Origin of the sequence: Paenibacillus albidus (assembly GCF_014644435.1) — a bacterium.
Classification (GTDB): domain Bacteria; phylum Bacillota; class Bacilli; order Paenibacillales; family Paenibacillaceae; genus Paenibacillus_AQ; species Paenibacillus_AQ albidus.
This window is the reverse complement of sequence record NZ_BMKR01000007.1, coordinates 184,195-201,660: the sequence shown is the minus strand read 5'-3', so window position 1 is coordinate 201,660 and position 17,466 is coordinate 184,195. Positions and strand designations below refer to the sequence as shown.

The window sequence follows — 17,466 nt, the reverse complement described above, 5'->3', positions numbered from 1 at the left end:
TCGGTTAGGAGGGGACAAAATGACAGAGTTGCTTGAAGTATCCGGCCTATGTACGGAATTTGTAACCGATGCCGGGATCATCCGTGCGGTGGACGGCGTCAGTTTGTCCGTCCGCAAGGGGGAGACGCTGGGGATCGTCGGTGAATCGGGCTGCGGTAAAAGCATCACCTCGCTGTCGATTATGCAGCTGCTGCCCAAACGGATTGGCCGGGTGGCTGCCGGACAAATCCGGTTTGAAGGCCGCGATATGCTGAAGCTTTCGCCAAAAGAAGTCCGCAATATTCGCGGGAACCGGATTGCGATGATCTTTCAGGAGCCTATGACCTCCCTGAATCCGGTATTCAAGATCGGCCGGCAGATCTCCGAGTCAGCCCGGTTTCACCTGAAACTCGGCAAAAAGGAAGCTGCCGAGCGGGCGGTGGAAATGCTGCGCAAGGTGGGTATTCCCCGCCCGGAGAAAATCGCCCAGCAATATGCCCATCAGCTGTCCGGGGGCATGCGCCAGCGGGTGATGATTGCCATGGCGATGGTCTGCAATCCGCAGCTGCTGATTGCGGATGAACCGACAACGGCTCTGGATGTGACCATCCAGGCCCAGATTCTGGACCTGATGCGTGAGCTTCAGGAGAAAGAAGGCATGTCTATTCTGATGATTACCCATGACCTTGGCGTGGTGGCGGAAATGTGCGACCGGGTAGTCATTATGTATGCGGGGCAGATCGTGGAAGAGACAGATGTTGCTACGTTGTACAGTAAGCCACTGCATCCTTATACGCAAGGGCTGCTGGCCTCGCTGCCGCAGCTGGCCGGAGACAGCGACCGGCTGACTTCCATTCCGGGGCAGGTGCCGAATCCGGCGAACCTTCCGAACGGCTGCCGGTTTGCCCCACGCTGCCCGCGGAGAATCGAGCGGTGTGAGCAGGTGCGGCCGGAGCTGCTGGAGAAGGAACCGGGACACCGCTGCCGCTGTCTGCTGGTGGAGGAGGAAATATCATGAACACCTTACTGGAAGTCCGCAATTTGAAGAAGCATTATCCGATCCGCAAAGGCTTGTTCGCCAAGCAGGTTGGCGCCGTCAAGGCGGTGGATGGCATTTCCCTATCCGTGGAACAGGGGGAGACCCTGGCTGTTGTCGGAGAATCGGGCTGCGGCAAATCCACTACAGGCCGGGCCATCCTGCGGCTCATAGAACCGACGGAAGGCGAGATTGTATTTAACGGCACCAATGTGCGAAGCCTGGACACGGAGCAACTGAGGCGCTTCAGAACCGATATGCAAATGGTGTTTCAGGACCCGTACGCTTCGCTGGACCCGCGCTGGACGGTGCAGCGCATCCTGGAAGAACCGCTGCGGACCCATGAGGCCGCGAAGAACAATGAACTCAAAAGCCGGGTTGAGCAATTGATGGAAGTGGTTGGACTATCGCCTTATCAGGCCCAGCGTTTTCCCCACGAGTTCTCGGGCGGCCAGCGGCAGCGGATCGGAATTGCCCGTGCCCTTGCGCTGAATCCCAAGTTCATCGTCTGCGATGAGCCGGTCTCAGCCCTGGATGTGTCTATCCAGGCCCAGGTGCTTAATCTGATGCAGGACCTTCAGGAACAGTTTGGCCTTACCTATATGTTCATCTCGCATGATCTGTCGGTCGTTAAGTTCATCAGCGACCGGGTGGCGGTCATGTATCTGGGCCGCATTGTGGAGCTGGCTCCGACGAAGACATTGTTCGCTAAGGCTCTGCATCCCTATACCCAGGCGCTGATGTCTGCAGTACCTGTGCCGAACCCGGGGCAGAAGAAGTCGCGGATTGTGCTGACCGGGGATGTTCCGAATCCAGAGACGCCCCCGACAGGCTGCACCTTTCATCCCCGTTGTCCATATGCCATGGACAGATGCAAATCCGAGACGCCTGTGCTGCGGGAACTTGAATCCGGCCATCAGGTATCCTGCCATTTATATTAATGGAGCCAATGAAGGCCATCCGTGCTACCGGGTGGTCTTTTTTTCCATGTAATCCTGTCGTTTTATGCGGATAAATACCTATGCGGCATAGGTCCTCAGTGTGAAATTTGCAGAAAACAGTCACGAAAAATTGATATGTTATGAAAACTTCCCTATACTAATTATAAAAAAGAGACTGAATTTGGGAGGAGCTGGAATTGAAATGGAAAAAAGGCGTGAGCTGTGGATAGACGCTGCCAAGGGCTTAAGCATAATTTTTGTAGTCATGGGCCACTCGGGAGAAGGGATGGCCAACCATTATTTATCCTGGTTCCGAATGCCGATGTTCTTCTTGCTGAGCGGTATGGTATTCAAGCCGATTGCTCCCGAAAAGTATACGGGCTGGGCGGTGAAACGAACAAGGGGGCTGATGACACCCTATGTAGCCTACGGGCTGCTGATTGCAGCGATTGTGCTCTTATACACTTTAAATATTAAAGGATTTGTCGAAAGCATAGCGAGACTGGCGTATGGCGGACTGTCGCTGACCGGTCCCTATGGCGTATTCTGGTTTATTACCTGCCTGTTGTTCACGCAGCTGTTCTTCGGTTTTATTACCCGTTTCAATCTGAAAGTACAAATTTCGGTGATTACCTCGTGTTACCTGCTCGCTCATTTGATTTCTCTAACTTCCCTGAAGAACTTTAACCTCCCCTGGAACATTGATGTGGCTCTCCTGGCAATTACCTATTACGCCACCGGTTATTACGGGAAGAAGGCTATACCTGCCCTTATCGGCCTTAAAGCGTCGCTTCCGGTGCTGCTTTCGCTCACTGCGGCAGCTTTCTACCTGGATTCCACCGGGGTGATCAGCTACAGCCTGAACATGAAATATAAGGAGTATGATGCCTTGTTCCTGGATCTGGCCATTCCGCTGCTTGTCTCACTGAGCATATGTTCCGTTGTTTTCTGGCTGTCGAAGCTGGTACCGCTGAAGTGGCTGGGTGATCTGGGGCGCAATACCATTGCGATTATGTATCTGCATCTGCCTATCAACTATGCGCTTAAATTCCTTTTGGATACCGAATACGGACTTGTGCCGTTCACCTTGATCGGTGTAGGGCTTCCGCTGCTTGTTGCTATAGCGATAGGACGTTCTCCGCTGTTAGCCACCATGTATCTCGGCCATAACGGCAAAAGCCGGCCGGCTGTGCGTTACGGGGATCAGGCTGCAGTGCGGGCGGGCGTTTCCGCAGGAGATTAATTACGGCTTTTTATACAGACATGGAATATTTTCCACCCGTTCTGACGAAACTGGATCACAGTACCTGTGAAATGAAGGTTAATGTTCAGGAGGGGAATCACTGTGAGAAAAATGCGTTTTGCCGCTGCGCTGCTTGTGTTAAGTATTGGGTTGGGAGCCTTGGCTCCGGCTTCGGGCGTATATGCGGAGGAGAAAAGCAAGGACTCCGGCAGTAAGGCTGCCGCCGTCGACCTCGCACCCGGGGCGCGTTCCGCCATTTTGATGGATGCAGGAACCGGCACAGTCATTTATGAGAAGAACAGCCATGACAAGCTGCCTCCGGCCAGCATTACGAAGATTATGACGATGCTCCTGACGGTCGAAGCGCTGGATGAAGGACGGCTGCAGCTGACCGACAAGGTGCGGACCAGTGAATATGCCGCTTCGATGGGCGGCTCACAGATTTTTCTGGAGCCGGGTGAAGAAATGACGGTGGACGAGATGCTCAAAGGAATCGCCATGGCCTCCGGCAACGATGCATCCGTTGCGATAGCGGAGAAAATCGCCGGTTCCGAGAGTGCTTTTGTCGACTTGATGAACAAGCGGGCGGAAGGGCTTGGCCTGAAGGATACGCATTTCGCCAATTGCAACGGTCTGCCTGCGGAGAATCATTATTCCTCGGCACATGACATTGCCGTCATGAGCCGGGAGCTGCTGAAGCACGAACGGATTATCCAATATACCGGTTCGTATCAGGATTATCTGCGCAAGGACTCCGCCAAGCCGTTCTGGCTGGTGAATACGAACAAACTGGTACGGTTCTACACGGGAGCCGACGGGCTGAAGACGGGGTATACGGCCGAAGCCAAATTCTGCTTGTCCGCTACTGCGGCCAGAGACGGTCTGCGTGCAGTCGCTGTCGTACTGGGAGAACCCAATACGAAGACGCGCAACAGTGAAGTCTCGGGAATGTTCGATTACCTGTTCTCGCAATATAAGATGCATACCATTCACAAGCCCGGAGATACGATTGCCACACTGAACATCGCCAAGGGTGTGAAGCCTCAGCTGCCGATTACGGCTAAAGAGAGCTATTCGGTACTCCTGAAAAAAGGAGTGGCCCAGGAAGGCATCCGCCATCAAGTCGTGCTGCAGGAGAAGGTGACTGCTCCTGTTGCTGAAGGGCAGACAGTCGGCAAGCTGGTCGTTTACCAAGGGAATGAAGTTCTGAAGGAGTACGAGCTGAAGGCCGGCGAGGCTGTGCCGAAGGCGGGCTGGTGGAAGCTCTTTAAGCGTACGGCCGGCTCGATGTTTACCCGCGATTAAAAGGATGGATTTTGTAGATAACCTCTATGCATTCTGTAGATTCATAGGGGTTTTCTTCTAGTTTTGTCGGGAGGCAGGATTCCTGATTTGCCGCGTAGAAAACCTTGTCCTTGAAAGGACAGAGTCACAGCATTCAAGGGCGGTTTTCAAAGCAACGAAGAGGAGAGTGGCAAACATGAATTCTCATGTGGAAATGGAGCATCACCGGGGTGTGCTGATTGTCCGTTTGTCAGGGGAGCTGGACCATCACGCAGCCGACTACGTACGTATGGAGATGGATGAAGCGATTATGCGGGGCCAGGTGGAGCATCTGGTCCTTAGTCTGAAGCATCTGCAGTTTATGGACAGCTCGGGTCTTGGCGTTATCCTGGGAAGGTATAAGCTGATCCGCACCAAAGGCGGGAAAATGGCGGTATGCGATGCTACTGCTCCTGTGCAGCGGCTGCTGGAAATGTCGGGCCTGTTCAAAATCATGCCCTTATATGACGACGAGAGTGCCGCACTCTCGGATATGGAGGTTGCATTATGACTATGAGCCAAGCCGGTAACTTCATGCATGTAGAGTTCGCCGCACGCTCGGAGAACGAATCGTTCGCCCGGGTCGTGGTGGCGGCTTTCGTCTCACGGCTTGATCCCACGATGGACGAGCTGAATGATCTCAAGACCGTCGTATCGGAGGCGGTCACCAACTGTATTATCCACGGGTATGACAGTGATCCGGGCGGAGTCGTCAGCATCTCGGCGTCGATAGACAACGAAACCGTACATCTGACGGTCGAGGACCGGGGGCGGGGAATTGAGGATTTGGAGCTGGCCCAGCAGCCGCTCTATACCTCGAAGCCGGAGCTGGAGCGGTCGGGCATGGGGTTTACCATTATGGAGAATTTCATGGATGAATTTGAAGTCACGAGTGAACCGGGGCGCGGTACCTCCATTTCGATGAAGAAAACCATTGTCTCGAAAAAAGCTTTATACAATTAGGGGTTGGAGCCATGGATGCAGAGTCAAAAAAAGCTCCGCCGACCTATTTGGACGATGCGGAGGTCAAACGTCTAATCGCGCTTAGTCAGGCCGGAGATAATCTCGCCCGTGACACACTGGTCAGCTGCAACATCCGCCTCGTCTGGTCGGTGGTGCAGCGGTTCATGAACCGCGGATATGAGCCTGACGATTTGTTCCAGATCGGCTGTATCGGACTGCTTAAGTCCGTTGACAAATTCGACCTCAGCTATGAGGTCAAATTCTCCACCTATGCAGTGCCGATGATTATCGGCGAGATCCAGCGTTTCCTGCGCGACGACGGGACCCTGAAGGTCAGCCGTTCGCTCAAGGAAATGGCCAACAAGGTCCGCAAGATGAAGGACGAGATGTCCAAGACTCTGGACCGCCTGCCGACGATTGGCGAAGTCGCAGAGGCGCTCGGCGTGACACCCGAAGAAATCGTCTTTGCCCAGGAAGCCAACAAGCCGCCGACCTCGATTCACGAGACCGTGTTCGAGAATGACGGCGACCCGATCACCCTGATCGACCAGATCGCCGATGAGTCACAGGAGCGCTGGTTCGACAAGCTGGCTCTGAACGAGGCCATCGGCGCACTCAGCGAACGCGAGCGCCTGATCGTCTACCTGCGCTATTACCGCGACCAGACCCAATCCGAAGTCGCCAGCCGCCTCGGCATCTCGCAGGTTCAGGTGTCGAGGCTGGAGAAGAAAATTCTCGCCAATATCCGTGAGCAGATTGCGCAGTAGGTTTAGTGTAGATAATGTGTGGTGACGGGTAGCACTAAACGTGTGCAGGAAGCTAATAAGGTGTGGAGCCGCCCCGGAGGGGCGGTTTTTTTTGCCGTGCGGGCTGACGGGGCTTGGCGCCTCCCGATTTCACATAAATGTCAAAGCTGCAACGCGGCTCGACTGGCGTCCTCCGCGGGCGTTACTCCGTTGGCGTCACTCCGTTGGCGTCACTCCGCTGGCGTCACTATACTGGCGTCACTCCGCTGGCGTCACTCCGCTGGCGTCACTCCACTGGCGTCGCTCCGCTGGCGTCGCTCCGCGGGCGTCACTCCGCTGGCGTCACTCCGCGGGCGTTACTCCGTTGGCGTCACTCCGCTGGCGCCGCTCCGCTGGCGTCACTATACTGGCGTCACTCCACAGCAGAAGTGATCTGCATTGCGGGAGCGTCCCCATATAGCTCATGGATGCCTTTCTGCTGCAAAAAGTGCAGCAGAAAAAGCAGTTGCCGGCAGAAATGGGCAATCTGCTGTATTTTGTACAGCGGAATTCGGCTGAATTGCCGCTGTGAGGCGTTTTGACTATATTCTGCTGCACGAAATGCAGCGTAATTCAGTTTTCGGTGTTTTGCGGCAGGTTCTGCTGCACGAAATACAGCAGAACCGAAAAATGCTTTTACAAACGAAGAGCTTCGCCTTTAAAGCTACCTTACCTTACCTTACCTTACCTTACCTTACCTTACCTTACCCTTAGAGCTGTCTTCACCAAGCCATAGCTTTGATCCCTGCATCACAACAGGTATATAATGGTTGTAAATAGACTTATTTACAGATATATTGCAAAATCACTTTTGGTGCTGGAGGTACCTATGTCGCATTCACAGATCACCAAGTTTGCCTTGGCGCGTTCGCTGAAGAAGTTGATGCTGAGCTATCCGCTTCCCAAGATCACCATCCGGCAGCTCACCGCCGATTGCGGTGTGACCCGTATCACCTTTTACAACCACTTCCACGATATTTATGAATTGCTGGGCTGGGTCTATCAGACTGAGATTATCAAAGGACTTGAGGAATACCGCAATTGTGCCGGCTGGAAGGAGGGTTTCCTTAAAGTGCTGAATTACATACAAATCAATAAAACGATCTGCCAGAACACGTTTCATTCCCTCGGACGTGAGCATTTGGAGAAATTTCTCTATAGCGTCATTTATGACGTCATGATTGAGATTATCAACGAGCTGGGTCAGCCGCTGGATCTCCAGCCCCAGGCTAAGGAAGAAATCGCCGACTTCTACACGCTGGCGCTTTTGGAGCAGGTGATCCAGTGGATGCGTGCGGGGGCTCATACGGACCCGATGGAGCTGGTCTGTAAGGTCGGCAGGCTGATGGACGGGAGCATCTTAAGGAGTATGGAGAACTATCAGCAAAGTGTTCATCACTGACACAAAATTCAGCCGGGCGGACTTGTCCACACTCGGTTTACAGACCGCACACGCCCTCCAGCCGGGAAGCCGCTAATGGAACCGTTTTTTGATCCGACTTATCTGGAGACCAACCTTAGGTACTATTGGCGCTCGATGTTACCCTTTGAGAACTGGCATAGTGCAGCCGAGCGTTCCCCTCCAAATATGACATCTGCATGATTTTAACCGTGGTGCACACCTGTCACGGCATCAAACCGCTGCCACTGGACCAGACGCTCGGACAGATTTTAGCGGAACGGTGATTGGATAGGTGTTGTAATCCAGGGAGGGCTGCCACAATCGGGTATAGGGAAATCCGCCCATTAAATCCAGAGCTTTGGCCCTTTCAGTCACATTAGAGGGAATCCCACCCGTTAATCTTCTCAACAACACGCCAATCAGGCTTTTTCATAAAAATAACGGGTGTATTTCCCTATAACAATCCGCTGAAAAGTAAATTTCCGACAATTAGCGGGTATCATTCCCTATAGCACCCCGTCTACAAAACATTCTCATGAATACCACAAAACCCCCCATTTCATCAGGATAATCCTGTGAAACGAGGGGCTTGTTAAAGATCGCGGCGCTTATTGCTTATTTCTTGTTTTCTTCGCTGCGGGCAATGATCATATCGACAAACAGATCGATTTGTGCCGTGATGGCAATCGGATCGTAACGATAGTACGTATCAAAATCGTTGTAGAACAGATGATTGTTTTTGGAGGCGTCAAGGCCTTTCCATACCGGGGAGTCCTTCAATTCCTTGAGCTTGTCGCCTTTTTTCTCGGGATCATAGGTCGTCAGGAACATGTAATCCGCAGCGTACTCCGGCAACAGCTCCATGGACAGCTGAAGGGTCTGGTTTTCGTTGTTGTTTTTAGCAGGCATTTTGAGCTGGAGGGCATTATAGAGAGCTTGTCCGCCCCGTCCGGCATTGTCGCCAAAGATCCACAGCTCGCCTTTATCGGTCAACTCATATATACCAAACGTATCTTCTTCCTTTACAATCCCTTTCAGCTTCTCGCGGCCTTCGGTTGCCTTCTTATCAAAATCAGCGATAAAAGCTTCCGCTTTCCCGGGAGCCCCGGCAATATCACCGAACAGCTTGACGGTTTCCTGAATGTTGGTAGCTGTTCCGTAAGGGAGATGAATCGTTGGCGCAATTTTGGACAAGGCGTCATAGTTATCATCGTACATCACTACAATCAGGTCCGGAGCAAGCTCCAAGGTTTTTTCCGCACTGATCGGATAACCGACATCCTGGGTATCTTTCAGCAGATCGGTCAGGAACGGGTTGTCAAAAGCGCTGGGCTCAACGCCCACTACATTGGCGCCGACGGCGAGCAGCTCACCGCCATAGAAATCGGTGACAATCCGCTGCGGCTTCGCCGGGATTTGCACCGGGCCTTTGGCGGTTTCAAAGCTGCGCATTTCGGGAGCGGCTTCTGCGGCAGGCGCTTCCGTTGATGTTGCTGCTTCCGCAGTCGGTGCAGCTGTGGCTTCAGCTGCCGGAGCAGAGGTGCTTGCCGCCGGACTGTTGGCTCCGCCGCAGGCGGTTGCCACCACTGTGAACAGCATAAGCAGGGTAATAAGGCTGAATAGTGACTTTCTGTTGAACATGATGGTCCCCCCATATCTATCTATTCCCATAATAATGATAATCATTATCAGTATTGAATCTATCAAAAGTAGCAAGCTGTGTCAATATAATTAACTTTTAGTTTGAAGTATAATTCAGATAGCCAGCCGCTTCCCTACTCCTTTTTCGGGCCTCAGGAGAGCTTTTGCAAGGCTAGGGGGGGAGATTCAAAAAATTTTAAAGTTCGCTTTAGGTATTTTTTTCTGTAGAATTTGCATTTTGAAGTAAATATAACTATTCTTTTGATTTCATATTATTACCTGGGATAAATTCATTGTAATATGTTACCATTTCAAATAATACGCTTTCAGAATAAATAAGAGTAAGATTCATTTGGGGAAGGAGGCGAAGGGTAGATGATGAACGTGCTGTTGGTGGATGACGAACCGTGGGTTCTTGAGGGCTTGCGCACAATAGTGAATTGGGAGAAATACGGCTTTCGGGTTTGTGGAGAGGCTTCGAACGGCAACTCCGCCTGGTCTCTGATTGAGCAACTGCAGCCCGAACTGGTGTTTACCGATATTCATATGCCCTCCGTCAGCGGCCTGGAGCTGATTGGCAGGTCCCGGCATAAGCTGGCCAAGCCGCCGCGGTTTGTTATATTGAGCGGGCATGATAACTTTGAGTATGCGATGACGGCGCTCGATCAGCGCGTCGATGATTACCTGCTCAAGCCGATTGATGAGGAGGAGATCGAGGCGGTGCTGGAGCAGCTGAGCCGCAAGATCCGGGAGGAGATGGCCCAAGAGGACGTCCTCCGTCATGAACGGTCCCTGTATGTCAATTATCTGCTCAATCGGTTGATCCAGGGGGAGGCGGGTGCCGAGCTTGAAAACGAAGCGGCGGCCTTGCTAAATATCGGGAGCAGCGAGGAGATTGGTTGTCTGCTGGTTGAAAATGGAGTGAACGAAGACGAATTGAAGCGTCGGATAGCTGAGCTCACCGGGCCGGAGCGGCTGGAGCTGTTCAAGGATTCCGAGGGAAGAGTGGGACTGGTCGCTTCCGGGATTCTGTGTACTTCGGACCGGCTGGAGGCGCTTGGTCGCCGGCTATGCGAAACGTGGCCGGGCGCGGTTTCCGCTCCCGCAATCGCTGCGCTGGGCTGCGGTCCTGGAGGCGTGTCTGCGCTGCGCCCGATTTACCAGAAGGCGTTGGCAACACTAAAATGGAAACGCTACCATAAAGAGGGCGGCTTTGTCAATTGCAACGAGCTTCCACAGCACGATTACGCCAAGAAAGTAAACAAAGCGGCCCTGACTTTCCTGCTCGAACTGATCTCCTTGGACCGTCCCAAAGGGACGGAAGCCGCTGTGGACGCCCTGCTTGCTGCGCCGTCCTCCGGGCTGCCGGATATTGAATACGTCCGGATTCAGCTGTCTGCCCTTGAGATGGGCGTCTCCAAAAAGCTGAAGGAACTGGGTGGAGACGCCGATGCCTTCATGCGGGGCATGGAGGCGGAGTTCGGCACGCTGACGGAGACCCCCTTTTATCCGGATTTTCACCGGTATGCCCTAGCGCTATGTCAAAGCGGAGCGGCTGCCTTGCGGGAACAGCACGAACGCAGCGAGTCCTCAACGATCTTCCGGGTAGTGCAGCATGTGGACCGGGAATTTCGGGAGAAGCTGCAGCTCCAGGAGCTCGGCCGGATGTTCCATATGAACCCTAACTATTTGGGGCAGCTGTTTAAGCAGCAGACCGGCAAGTCATTCCGGGAATATCTGAACGACAAACGGATTGAAGAGGCGAAGAGGCTCTTGCGGCAAGGCTGGTTGAGTATGGCCAAGGTGGCAGCGAATTCAGGCTATCCCAACACCGATTATTTTATATGCCAGTTCAAACGTATGACAGGAGTGCTTCCTTCCGCTTACAGGAGGCGAGAATAGAGGCGGCTCGGACCGAAAGAATGTTCAATGTGGGGGAGTGAAGCCATGATTAGAAAATTCCGGATTCGCAGTATTGTGAACGACATCCCGCTGAATTACAAATTCATGTTGATGTATGTAATCGGGATTCTGCTGCCTATTGTCATTATTAATTATTTATTTATGGACCGGATGTCCGGGCTGATCAAGGAACGGGAAGAGCAGAATCTGCAAATCTCGTTGGAGCGGGCGAGAAAGGATATTCACAGCATGATCGACGGCGGGGTCGCCGTCAGCCATGCCCTGATTACGGATAAGCTGCTGTACGAGACCCTGGACCATGTCTATAAGAGCCCGCTGGATTTCTATAATACATTCAACGAACAGCTCCGTCATCGGGTCACGTCCTATATTCCGGTGAACAACCAGATTCAGCGGATTGGTATTTATACGGACAACCCGAGTATTGTGCCCGGCGGGGACTATTATGCTCTGGACGACGATGTCGTCTCCAGCCCGTGGTACCAGAAGTGGCAGATGTTCAATGGAACTGTGCTGGTGTCTGCGTACCGGGATATGGCGTCTAAAACTTCCACAGCAATTTCGTCTTATCTCAGCGTCGTCGAGAAAATGGATTATTATGACGTCAACAACGCTTACCAGCAGCTGGTGCGGATTGATTTTGATCTCAGCCGCTTCTATGATGTCATCGCCCGCGAGCGGAATTACCTGGATCTCTATCTGGTCAATGACCGGGGAGAGATTATCGTATCCATGGACAGCGGTTATCAGCACGAAAGCACTTCCGATTATTCCTTGTTCGACATGGACAAGGAGCCGGGCAAAGATCTGCATATCGTACCGATCGGGAATGCCAGCTATGTGCGGGGGTTGAAGCTGATCGGCTTGCCCCAAGGGACGCGTGTCAGCAAGGCCATGCTGGATATGCAGCTCTATTTTGGCTTACTGGCCGGCCTGATTACACTACTCACCTCGGTGTTCATTTACGTGATGCTGCGCTCCTACAATCACCGGGTCAAGCGTTTGGCCCGTCATATGCAAAAGGTAAGAAACGAGAAGTTCGATTTGATCAAAATCGACGAGGGCCGCGATGAAATCGGCCATCTGATCCGCAACTTCAATATGATGACCTCCCAGATCCATTCCTTGATCAACAATGTGTATAAGCTGGAGATTCAGCAAAAAAGCCAGGAAGCCGAGCGCGTCCGGGCGGAGCTCAATCTGCTGCAAAGTCAGATGAATCCCCATTTCCTGTTCAACACGCTGAATGCGCTTCTTGTGGTCAGCACCAAGAACAATTACACGGATGTCAAAGACATTATCAAGGATTTGTCGAAGCTGCTCCGCCGCTTGCTGAATTGGAAGGACGATCTGGTTCTGCTGGAGGAAGAGATGAATTTTACCGTCATGTATCTCGGCATCGAGAAATTCAGGTTCCGGGACAAATTCGATTATTCCATCGAAATCGCCGAAGAGGCGCGCCGCTACAAGATTCCGAAAATGAGTATTCAGCAGCTCGCAGAGAATGCCTGCAAGCACGGCATACAGGCGATTGAAGGACTCGGAGTGGTCAAAATCCGCGTCGAAGCAACCGATGACCGGCTGCGCGTAGTCGTAGCGGATAATGGCAAGGGGATTGACGAGGAACGGTTGAAGGAAATTCTGTACAACATGCGCAGCGAAGAGGAAACCGCGGGAGGCAATATCGGCATCCGCAATGTCTACCGCCGGCTGGAGTTGTACTACAATGACAGCGTAATTTTCAACCTGATTAGTAAAGTGGGGAAAGGGACCGAGGTTTCTTTCGAAATTCCGCTAAAGCTGCTGGAATGGCAGGATGGAGAAGGAGAGAGGGCCAATGGCGTTTAAAGTGTTGCTGATCGACGACGAGCCCTGGGCACTGGAGGGCATGCAGATTTGGGTGGATTGGGAGGAGCTTGGCTTCGAGGTGTGTGGCGTCTGCGGCAACGGAGCGGAAGGCTTGAAGCTGATGGAGGAACTGGAACCGGATCTTGTGATGGTGGACATCCACATGCCGGTGATGGACGGTCTGGAGATGATCAGAGAGTGGCGGCAAAGAGGGAAGCTCTCTACGAAATTCATCATCCTTACCGGATACAGTGACTTTGATTACGCCCGGAAAGCTCTGAAATACAGGGTTGCCCGTTATCTGCTGAAGCCGCTGGACGAAGAAGAGGCCGAATTGGAGATTCGGGCCATCCAGCGTGAACTGCAGGATGAACGGGAACGGCGGCATATCGGCCAGGTGGCCCGCCGGGAAGAGGAATTGCAGCTGGTTAAAGAGGCGCTGCTGGGCAAGCCGGTATCCGCTGAGGGCACGGCTTTCCTGAAGTCACTCTCCCGGTCCGCCGAGTCATGGAATGTCTGTCTGGTGCAGACACCAAGGGACCGGTCTGCGCGGCCTGGCGAGATTGCCGCCGAACTTCTGGACGGCCTGGAGACAGCTTGCCTGGTACACCTGTCCATGGAACGTTTCGCCATTGTGTTCGGCGACTCTGCGCATCAAGGTGGAGAGGCCGATGCCGCAAAGACGATCGAAGCCCTGGCCCGCCGTTTGGCGGGTTTTCGCATCTTCATGGCGGTCGGTGCCGCAGAGACGTCGCTGACCGGAATCGGTGCCGCCTTCAGGACGGCGGCCGAGGCGCTGCTGCATGCGTTTTATAAGCCGGGAGAGAACGGCATTATCCGCTATGACATGATTAAAGGCAGCAGGTTCGGACACAGTCACAATCAGGTGGAACTCCTCGACCGCATATTGGAGGCGTTCCACCTCATTGACTACACCGGCTATAGGTCGATTGTTGATTCGATGGAGCAAGGGTTCCGGGAGATGCGCATTCATCCTGATGATGTCCGCAAGATCGTCGTCTATTTTTTGCACGAAATCAGGGCGTATATGAGCACGGAAATGGACAGCGGCGGTGAATCCTCAGGCCGCCTGTTTGATATTCCCGATATGGACGAGGCGCTGCTGACCTTCGATGATCTGATCGGGATGCTGCGTTCTTGCGGCAGGGTCTGCTTCGAGCTTCTTCTCAAGGAGAGCCCGGCTGAGCCGCAGGGGATCGTGCAGGACATCAACGACTACATCCACAGCCATTTCCGGGAAGGTCTGACCATCAAATCGCTGGCGGAGCGCTTCTTTCTGCATCCCGCCTATCTGGGGCAACTGCTGATACGCAAGAACGGCATCGGATTTAACGAACTGGTCCATAATCTGCGAATTGAAGAGGCAAGCCGTTTGCTTCGCATGAACCAATGGAAAAACGGCGAGGTGTCGGAAAGGGTTGGTTACACGAGCTACAATCAGTTCCTGAAGCAATTCGAGAAGCGTTTGGGCATGTCACCGAACGAATATAAGAAAATCTAAGCTTTTCACGGGAAGAGCTATAATTCGAATATAGTTTCCATCCGGATATAAATTTACAATAAAAGCAGTTACATGAAAGGGCTTTCAGTCCTGAGGTGACAATACTTTTCGGAGGTGCTTTATGGGGGACAGAAAAAAATCGTTGCTCCGCATCGGAGCGACAGCCCTTTTATCGCTGGGCGTTGTACTCTCCGGCTGCTCAAGCGGCGGCAACAACACGAAAGCTGCGAATACCGGGAATTCCACAGCGAAGAACGCCAGCAGCGAGGAAGTGAACGCAGCTAATCCTTTAGAAATTTCAGTGTTCTTGGGTGAAGCCGGACAGCAGCCGACAGCGGACAATAAGATTTACAAAAAGATTAAGGATGAGCTTGGCGTCACCTTCAAATTCGAATTCCTTGCAGGCGACAAGAACCAGAAGCTCGGTGTTATGATTGCTGGCGGGGACTACCCGGACTTAATCTCGGCGGATACGAAGCTGACGGCTGCCGGAGCGGTCATCCCGCTCGAGGATCTGATCGAGGAGCACGCGCCTAACCTGAAGAAACATTATGAAAAGTATTGGAACCAGATGAAGGACCCTAACGATGGACATATCTACTATCTGCCGAACTACGGTGCCTATAACGGTGAAGTATCTGATACCTATTACAGCGGACCGGCCTTCTGGATTCAAAAGGCTGTTCTGAAGGAGTTCAACTACCCGACTCCGAAGACGCTGGACGAATATTTTGATTTGATTGCAAAGTACAAGGAGAAGTATCCGACAATCGACGGAAAGCCGACCATTGGTTTTGAAATCTTGAACTATGACTGGAAGAACTGGGGATTGCTGAATGCTCCGCAGCATTTGATCGGGCATCCCAACGATGGCGGTGTGGTTGTAAACGACGGCAAAGGCGAAATTTTCGCCGACAAGGATCATGCCAAGAAGTACTATCAGAAGCTGAATGAGATCAATGCTCAAGGCTTGCTGGATAAGGAAGCGTTCACACAAAACTATGATCAGTACATGGCCAAGCTGTCCAGCGGCGCCGTACTGGGGATGTTCGACCAGCACTGGAACTTCGGCAGCGCCGAGGATTCGCTGAAGACGCAGGAAAAGCTGGAGCGGACATATGTAGGTTTCCCGCTGGTATACGATTCCAGTACCAAGGATTATTACCGCGACCGTCCATCTCTTAACTTAAACAATGGCTTCGGCATTACCGTCAATGCCAAGAACCCGGAAAAAATTATTAAAGCTCTTGATAAGTTGATCACAGAAGATTGGCAGAAGCTGATGACCTGGGGTGTTGAAGGCGAAGATTACATGGTCAATGATGCAGGGCGCTTCATTAGAACGGAAGAGCAGCGTGATAATACTACCGATGCTACCTGGAAGCTCGCCAACAAGGCTGATGCTTTCTACGCCACCGCACCGAAGCTGGAAGGTTATTTCAGTGACGGCAACGCCACTGCGGCGAGCAACCAGCCTGAAGAATATCAGGCAAGCTTAAAGCCGTTTGACAAGGAAGTTCTGACGGCATACGGATTCAACAGCTACGTGGACTTCTTCAGTGCGCCTCCTGAGAATCCGATCTACTATCCGGCCTGGTCTGTCGACCTGGTGGAAGGTTCTCCGGCCAAAATTGCCAGCACAAAGCTGAATGAGACGTCCACCAAGTATTTACCCAAGGCAATCCTGGCAAATCCTTCTGAGTTCGACTCCGTCTGGAGCGAATACACCTCCGCGATTCAGAAGCTTGACATTAAATCCTATGAAGACCGCATTAACGAAGTGCTCAAATGGAGGATTGACAACTGGAGTGTTAAATAGATCAATGCCTTAATCGGAAAGGGGATCTCCCCCTTTCCGATAATTAAAGGGTGGATAGGGAGTTTGATACTATGGAGGAGATTGCAACTGTTGCCAAGCCAGTCAACCCGAAGAAACAACGCAACAACAAGCGGCTGACCTGGGCGATCATCAAGGATCAGAGACAGCTTATCTACATGTCGGTTCCTCTGCTCGCTTATATTATTGTCTTTGCTTATTTGCCGGTCTGGGGCTGGACAATGGCTTTTCAGGATTACAAGCCGGCGCGGAGCTTCAGTCAACAAGACTGGGTTGGATTCAAGCATTTCCAATTCCTGTTTACGGACGACAATTTTCTGCGTGTGCTTCGCAACACGCTCGCGATGAGTGTCATTAATCTGATTTTGGGCTTCACTACTGCCATCGTTTTGGCATTGCTGCTGAATGAAATCAAAAAAATGTTCTGGAAGCGAACGGTCCAAACGATTTCGTATCTGCCGCATTTCCTGTCCTGGATTATCGTTACCGGGATCGTTGCCACTTCACTTGCCTCCGACGGAATCATCAATGATTTATTGATGAAGCTGCATCTGATCGATCAGCCGATTATGTGGCTAAGCGAAGGGAAATATTTCTGGGGTGTCGTAGGTGCGTCACATGTCTGGAAAGAAGTCGGCTGGAATACGATCATATATTTGGCCGCCATGGCTTCCATTGATCCGGCTCTGTATGAAGCGGCGGACATCGATGGAGCCAACCGATATCAAAAAATGTGGAACGTTACTCTGCCTGGCATTAAGGCAACCATTGTTATCCTGCTGATTATGTCGATCGGACATATTCTGGAAGCCGGTTTTGAAGTTCAGTATTTGCTGGGCAACGGACTTGTGGTGGATTGGTCGGAAACGATCGATATCTTCGTCCTCAAATATGGTATAGCACAGGGTAACTACTCTTTGGCTACCGCAGGAGGCATATTCAAGAGCGTTGTCAGCATCACCATGCTGCTGTTCGCAAACTGGACCGCCAAGCGGCTTGGGGAAGAGAGGCTGTTATGATGAT

The 17,466-nt window shown here is 52.3% G+C and carries 16 protein-coding genes; 15 read left to right on the top strand and 1 reads right to left on the bottom strand.

Annotated elements, in window-relative coordinates; all coding sequences use genetic code 11:
• The first annotated feature begins 19 nt into the window (after positions 1-19).
• The 10 genes from IEY53_RS10585 to IEY53_RS36370 all read left to right on the top strand — a co-directional run bounded on the left by IEY53_RS10585 (position 20) and on the right by IEY53_RS36370 (position 7,873).
• On the top strand, positions 20-997 hold the full coding sequence (locus tag IEY53_RS10585) for an ABC transporter ATP-binding protein (protein WP_189024661.1): 978 nt from the start codon (positions 20-22) through the stop codon (positions 995-997).
• Positions 994-1,956 (top strand): ABC transporter ATP-binding protein, encoded by a 963-nt coding sequence (locus IEY53_RS10580; RefSeq protein ID WP_189024659.1) that lies wholly within the window; start codon positions 994-996, stop codon positions 1,954-1,956. The genes IEY53_RS10585 and IEY53_RS10580 overlap by 4 nt, the downstream gene beginning before the upstream one ends.
• A 202-nt stretch (positions 1,957-2,158) precedes the next feature.
• Positions 2,159-3,199 carry an acyltransferase family protein gene (locus tag IEY53_RS10575; protein ID WP_189024658.1) on the top strand — a complete coding sequence of 347 codons (1,041 nt, stop codon included), beginning with the start codon at positions 2,159-2,161 and terminating at the stop codon, positions 3,197-3,199.
• Positions 3,200-3,310: 111 nt separating this feature from the next.
• Positions 3,311-4,504 (top strand): D-alanyl-D-alanine carboxypeptidase family protein, encoded by a 1,194-nt coding sequence (locus IEY53_RS10570; RefSeq protein WP_189024872.1) that lies wholly within the window; start codon positions 3,311-3,313, stop codon positions 4,502-4,504.
• Positions 4,505-4,679: 175 nt separating this feature from the next.
• A complete protein-coding gene (gene spoIIAA, locus IEY53_RS10565) occupies positions 4,680-5,033 on the top strand; it encodes an anti-sigma F factor antagonist (RefSeq protein WP_189024656.1) in 354 nt (117 codons plus the stop codon).
• Entirely contained in the window at positions 5,030-5,485 is a 456-nt protein-coding gene (spoIIAB, locus tag IEY53_RS10560) for an anti-sigma F factor (protein ID WP_189024655.1), read from the top strand. The genes spoIIAA and spoIIAB overlap by 4 nt, the downstream gene beginning before the upstream one ends.
• Before the next feature lie 11 nt (positions 5,486-5,496).
• Entirely contained in the window at positions 5,497-6,252 is a 756-nt protein-coding gene (sigF, locus tag IEY53_RS10555) for an RNA polymerase sporulation sigma factor SigF (protein ID WP_189024654.1), read from the top strand.
• Positions 6,253-6,273: 21 nt separating this feature from the next.
• A complete protein-coding gene (locus IEY53_RS10550; RefSeq protein WP_189024653.1) occupies positions 6,274-6,663 on the top strand; it encodes a hypothetical protein in 390 nt (129 codons plus the stop codon).
• A gap of 436 nt (positions 6,664-7,099) precedes the next feature.
• Entirely contained in the window at positions 7,100-7,672 is a 573-nt protein-coding gene (locus IEY53_RS10545) for a TetR/AcrR family transcriptional regulator (protein WP_189024652.1), read from the top strand.
• A gap of 75 nt (positions 7,673-7,747) precedes the next feature.
• A complete protein-coding gene (locus tag IEY53_RS36370) occupies positions 7,748-7,873 on the top strand; it encodes an oleate hydratase (RefSeq protein ID WP_505819928.1) in 126 nt (41 codons plus the stop codon).
• Positions 7,874-8,287: 414 nt separating this feature from the next.
• On the opposite strand, the gene IEY53_RS10540 is transcribed toward IEY53_RS36370, so the two are convergent.
• Entirely contained in the window at positions 8,288-9,313 is a 1,026-nt protein-coding gene (locus IEY53_RS10540) for an ABC transporter substrate-binding protein (protein ID WP_189024651.1), read from the bottom strand.
• A 375-nt stretch (positions 9,314-9,688) separates the two neighbouring features.
• Between IEY53_RS10540 and IEY53_RS10535 the strand changes: the two genes are divergently transcribed.
• The 5 genes from IEY53_RS10535 (at position 9,689) to IEY53_RS10515 (ending at position 17,462) form a co-directional block, all read left to right on the top strand.
• Positions 9,689-11,215, top strand: a complete 1,527-nt coding sequence (locus IEY53_RS10535; RefSeq protein WP_189024650.1) for a response regulator transcription factor — start codon at positions 9,689-9,691, stop codon at positions 11,213-11,215.
• Between the two features lie 45 nt (positions 11,216-11,260).
• The gene (locus IEY53_RS10530) at positions 11,261-13,084 is read left to right on the top strand and encodes a sensor histidine kinase (protein ID WP_189024648.1); all 1,824 of its coding nucleotides are present in this window, start codon (positions 11,261-11,263) and stop codon (positions 13,082-13,084) included.
• Complete coding sequence (locus tag IEY53_RS10525) at positions 13,074-14,606, top strand: response regulator (RefSeq protein WP_189024646.1); 1,533 nt, start codon at positions 13,074-13,076, stop codon at positions 14,604-14,606. Before IEY53_RS10530 ends, IEY53_RS10525 begins: the two co-directional genes overlap by 11 nt.
• 121 nt (positions 14,607-14,727) lie before the next feature.
• Positions 14,728-16,425: an ABC transporter substrate-binding protein gene (locus IEY53_RS10520; RefSeq protein WP_189024644.1), complete on the top strand. Its 1,698-nt coding sequence runs from the start codon at positions 14,728-14,730 to the stop codon at positions 16,423-16,425.
• A gap of 71 nt (positions 16,426-16,496) precedes the next feature.
• Positions 16,497-17,462: an ABC transporter permease gene (locus IEY53_RS10515; protein ID WP_189024642.1), complete on the top strand. Its 966-nt coding sequence runs from the start codon at positions 16,497-16,499 to the stop codon at positions 17,460-17,462.
• Positions 17,463-17,466: the final 4 nt, after the last annotated feature.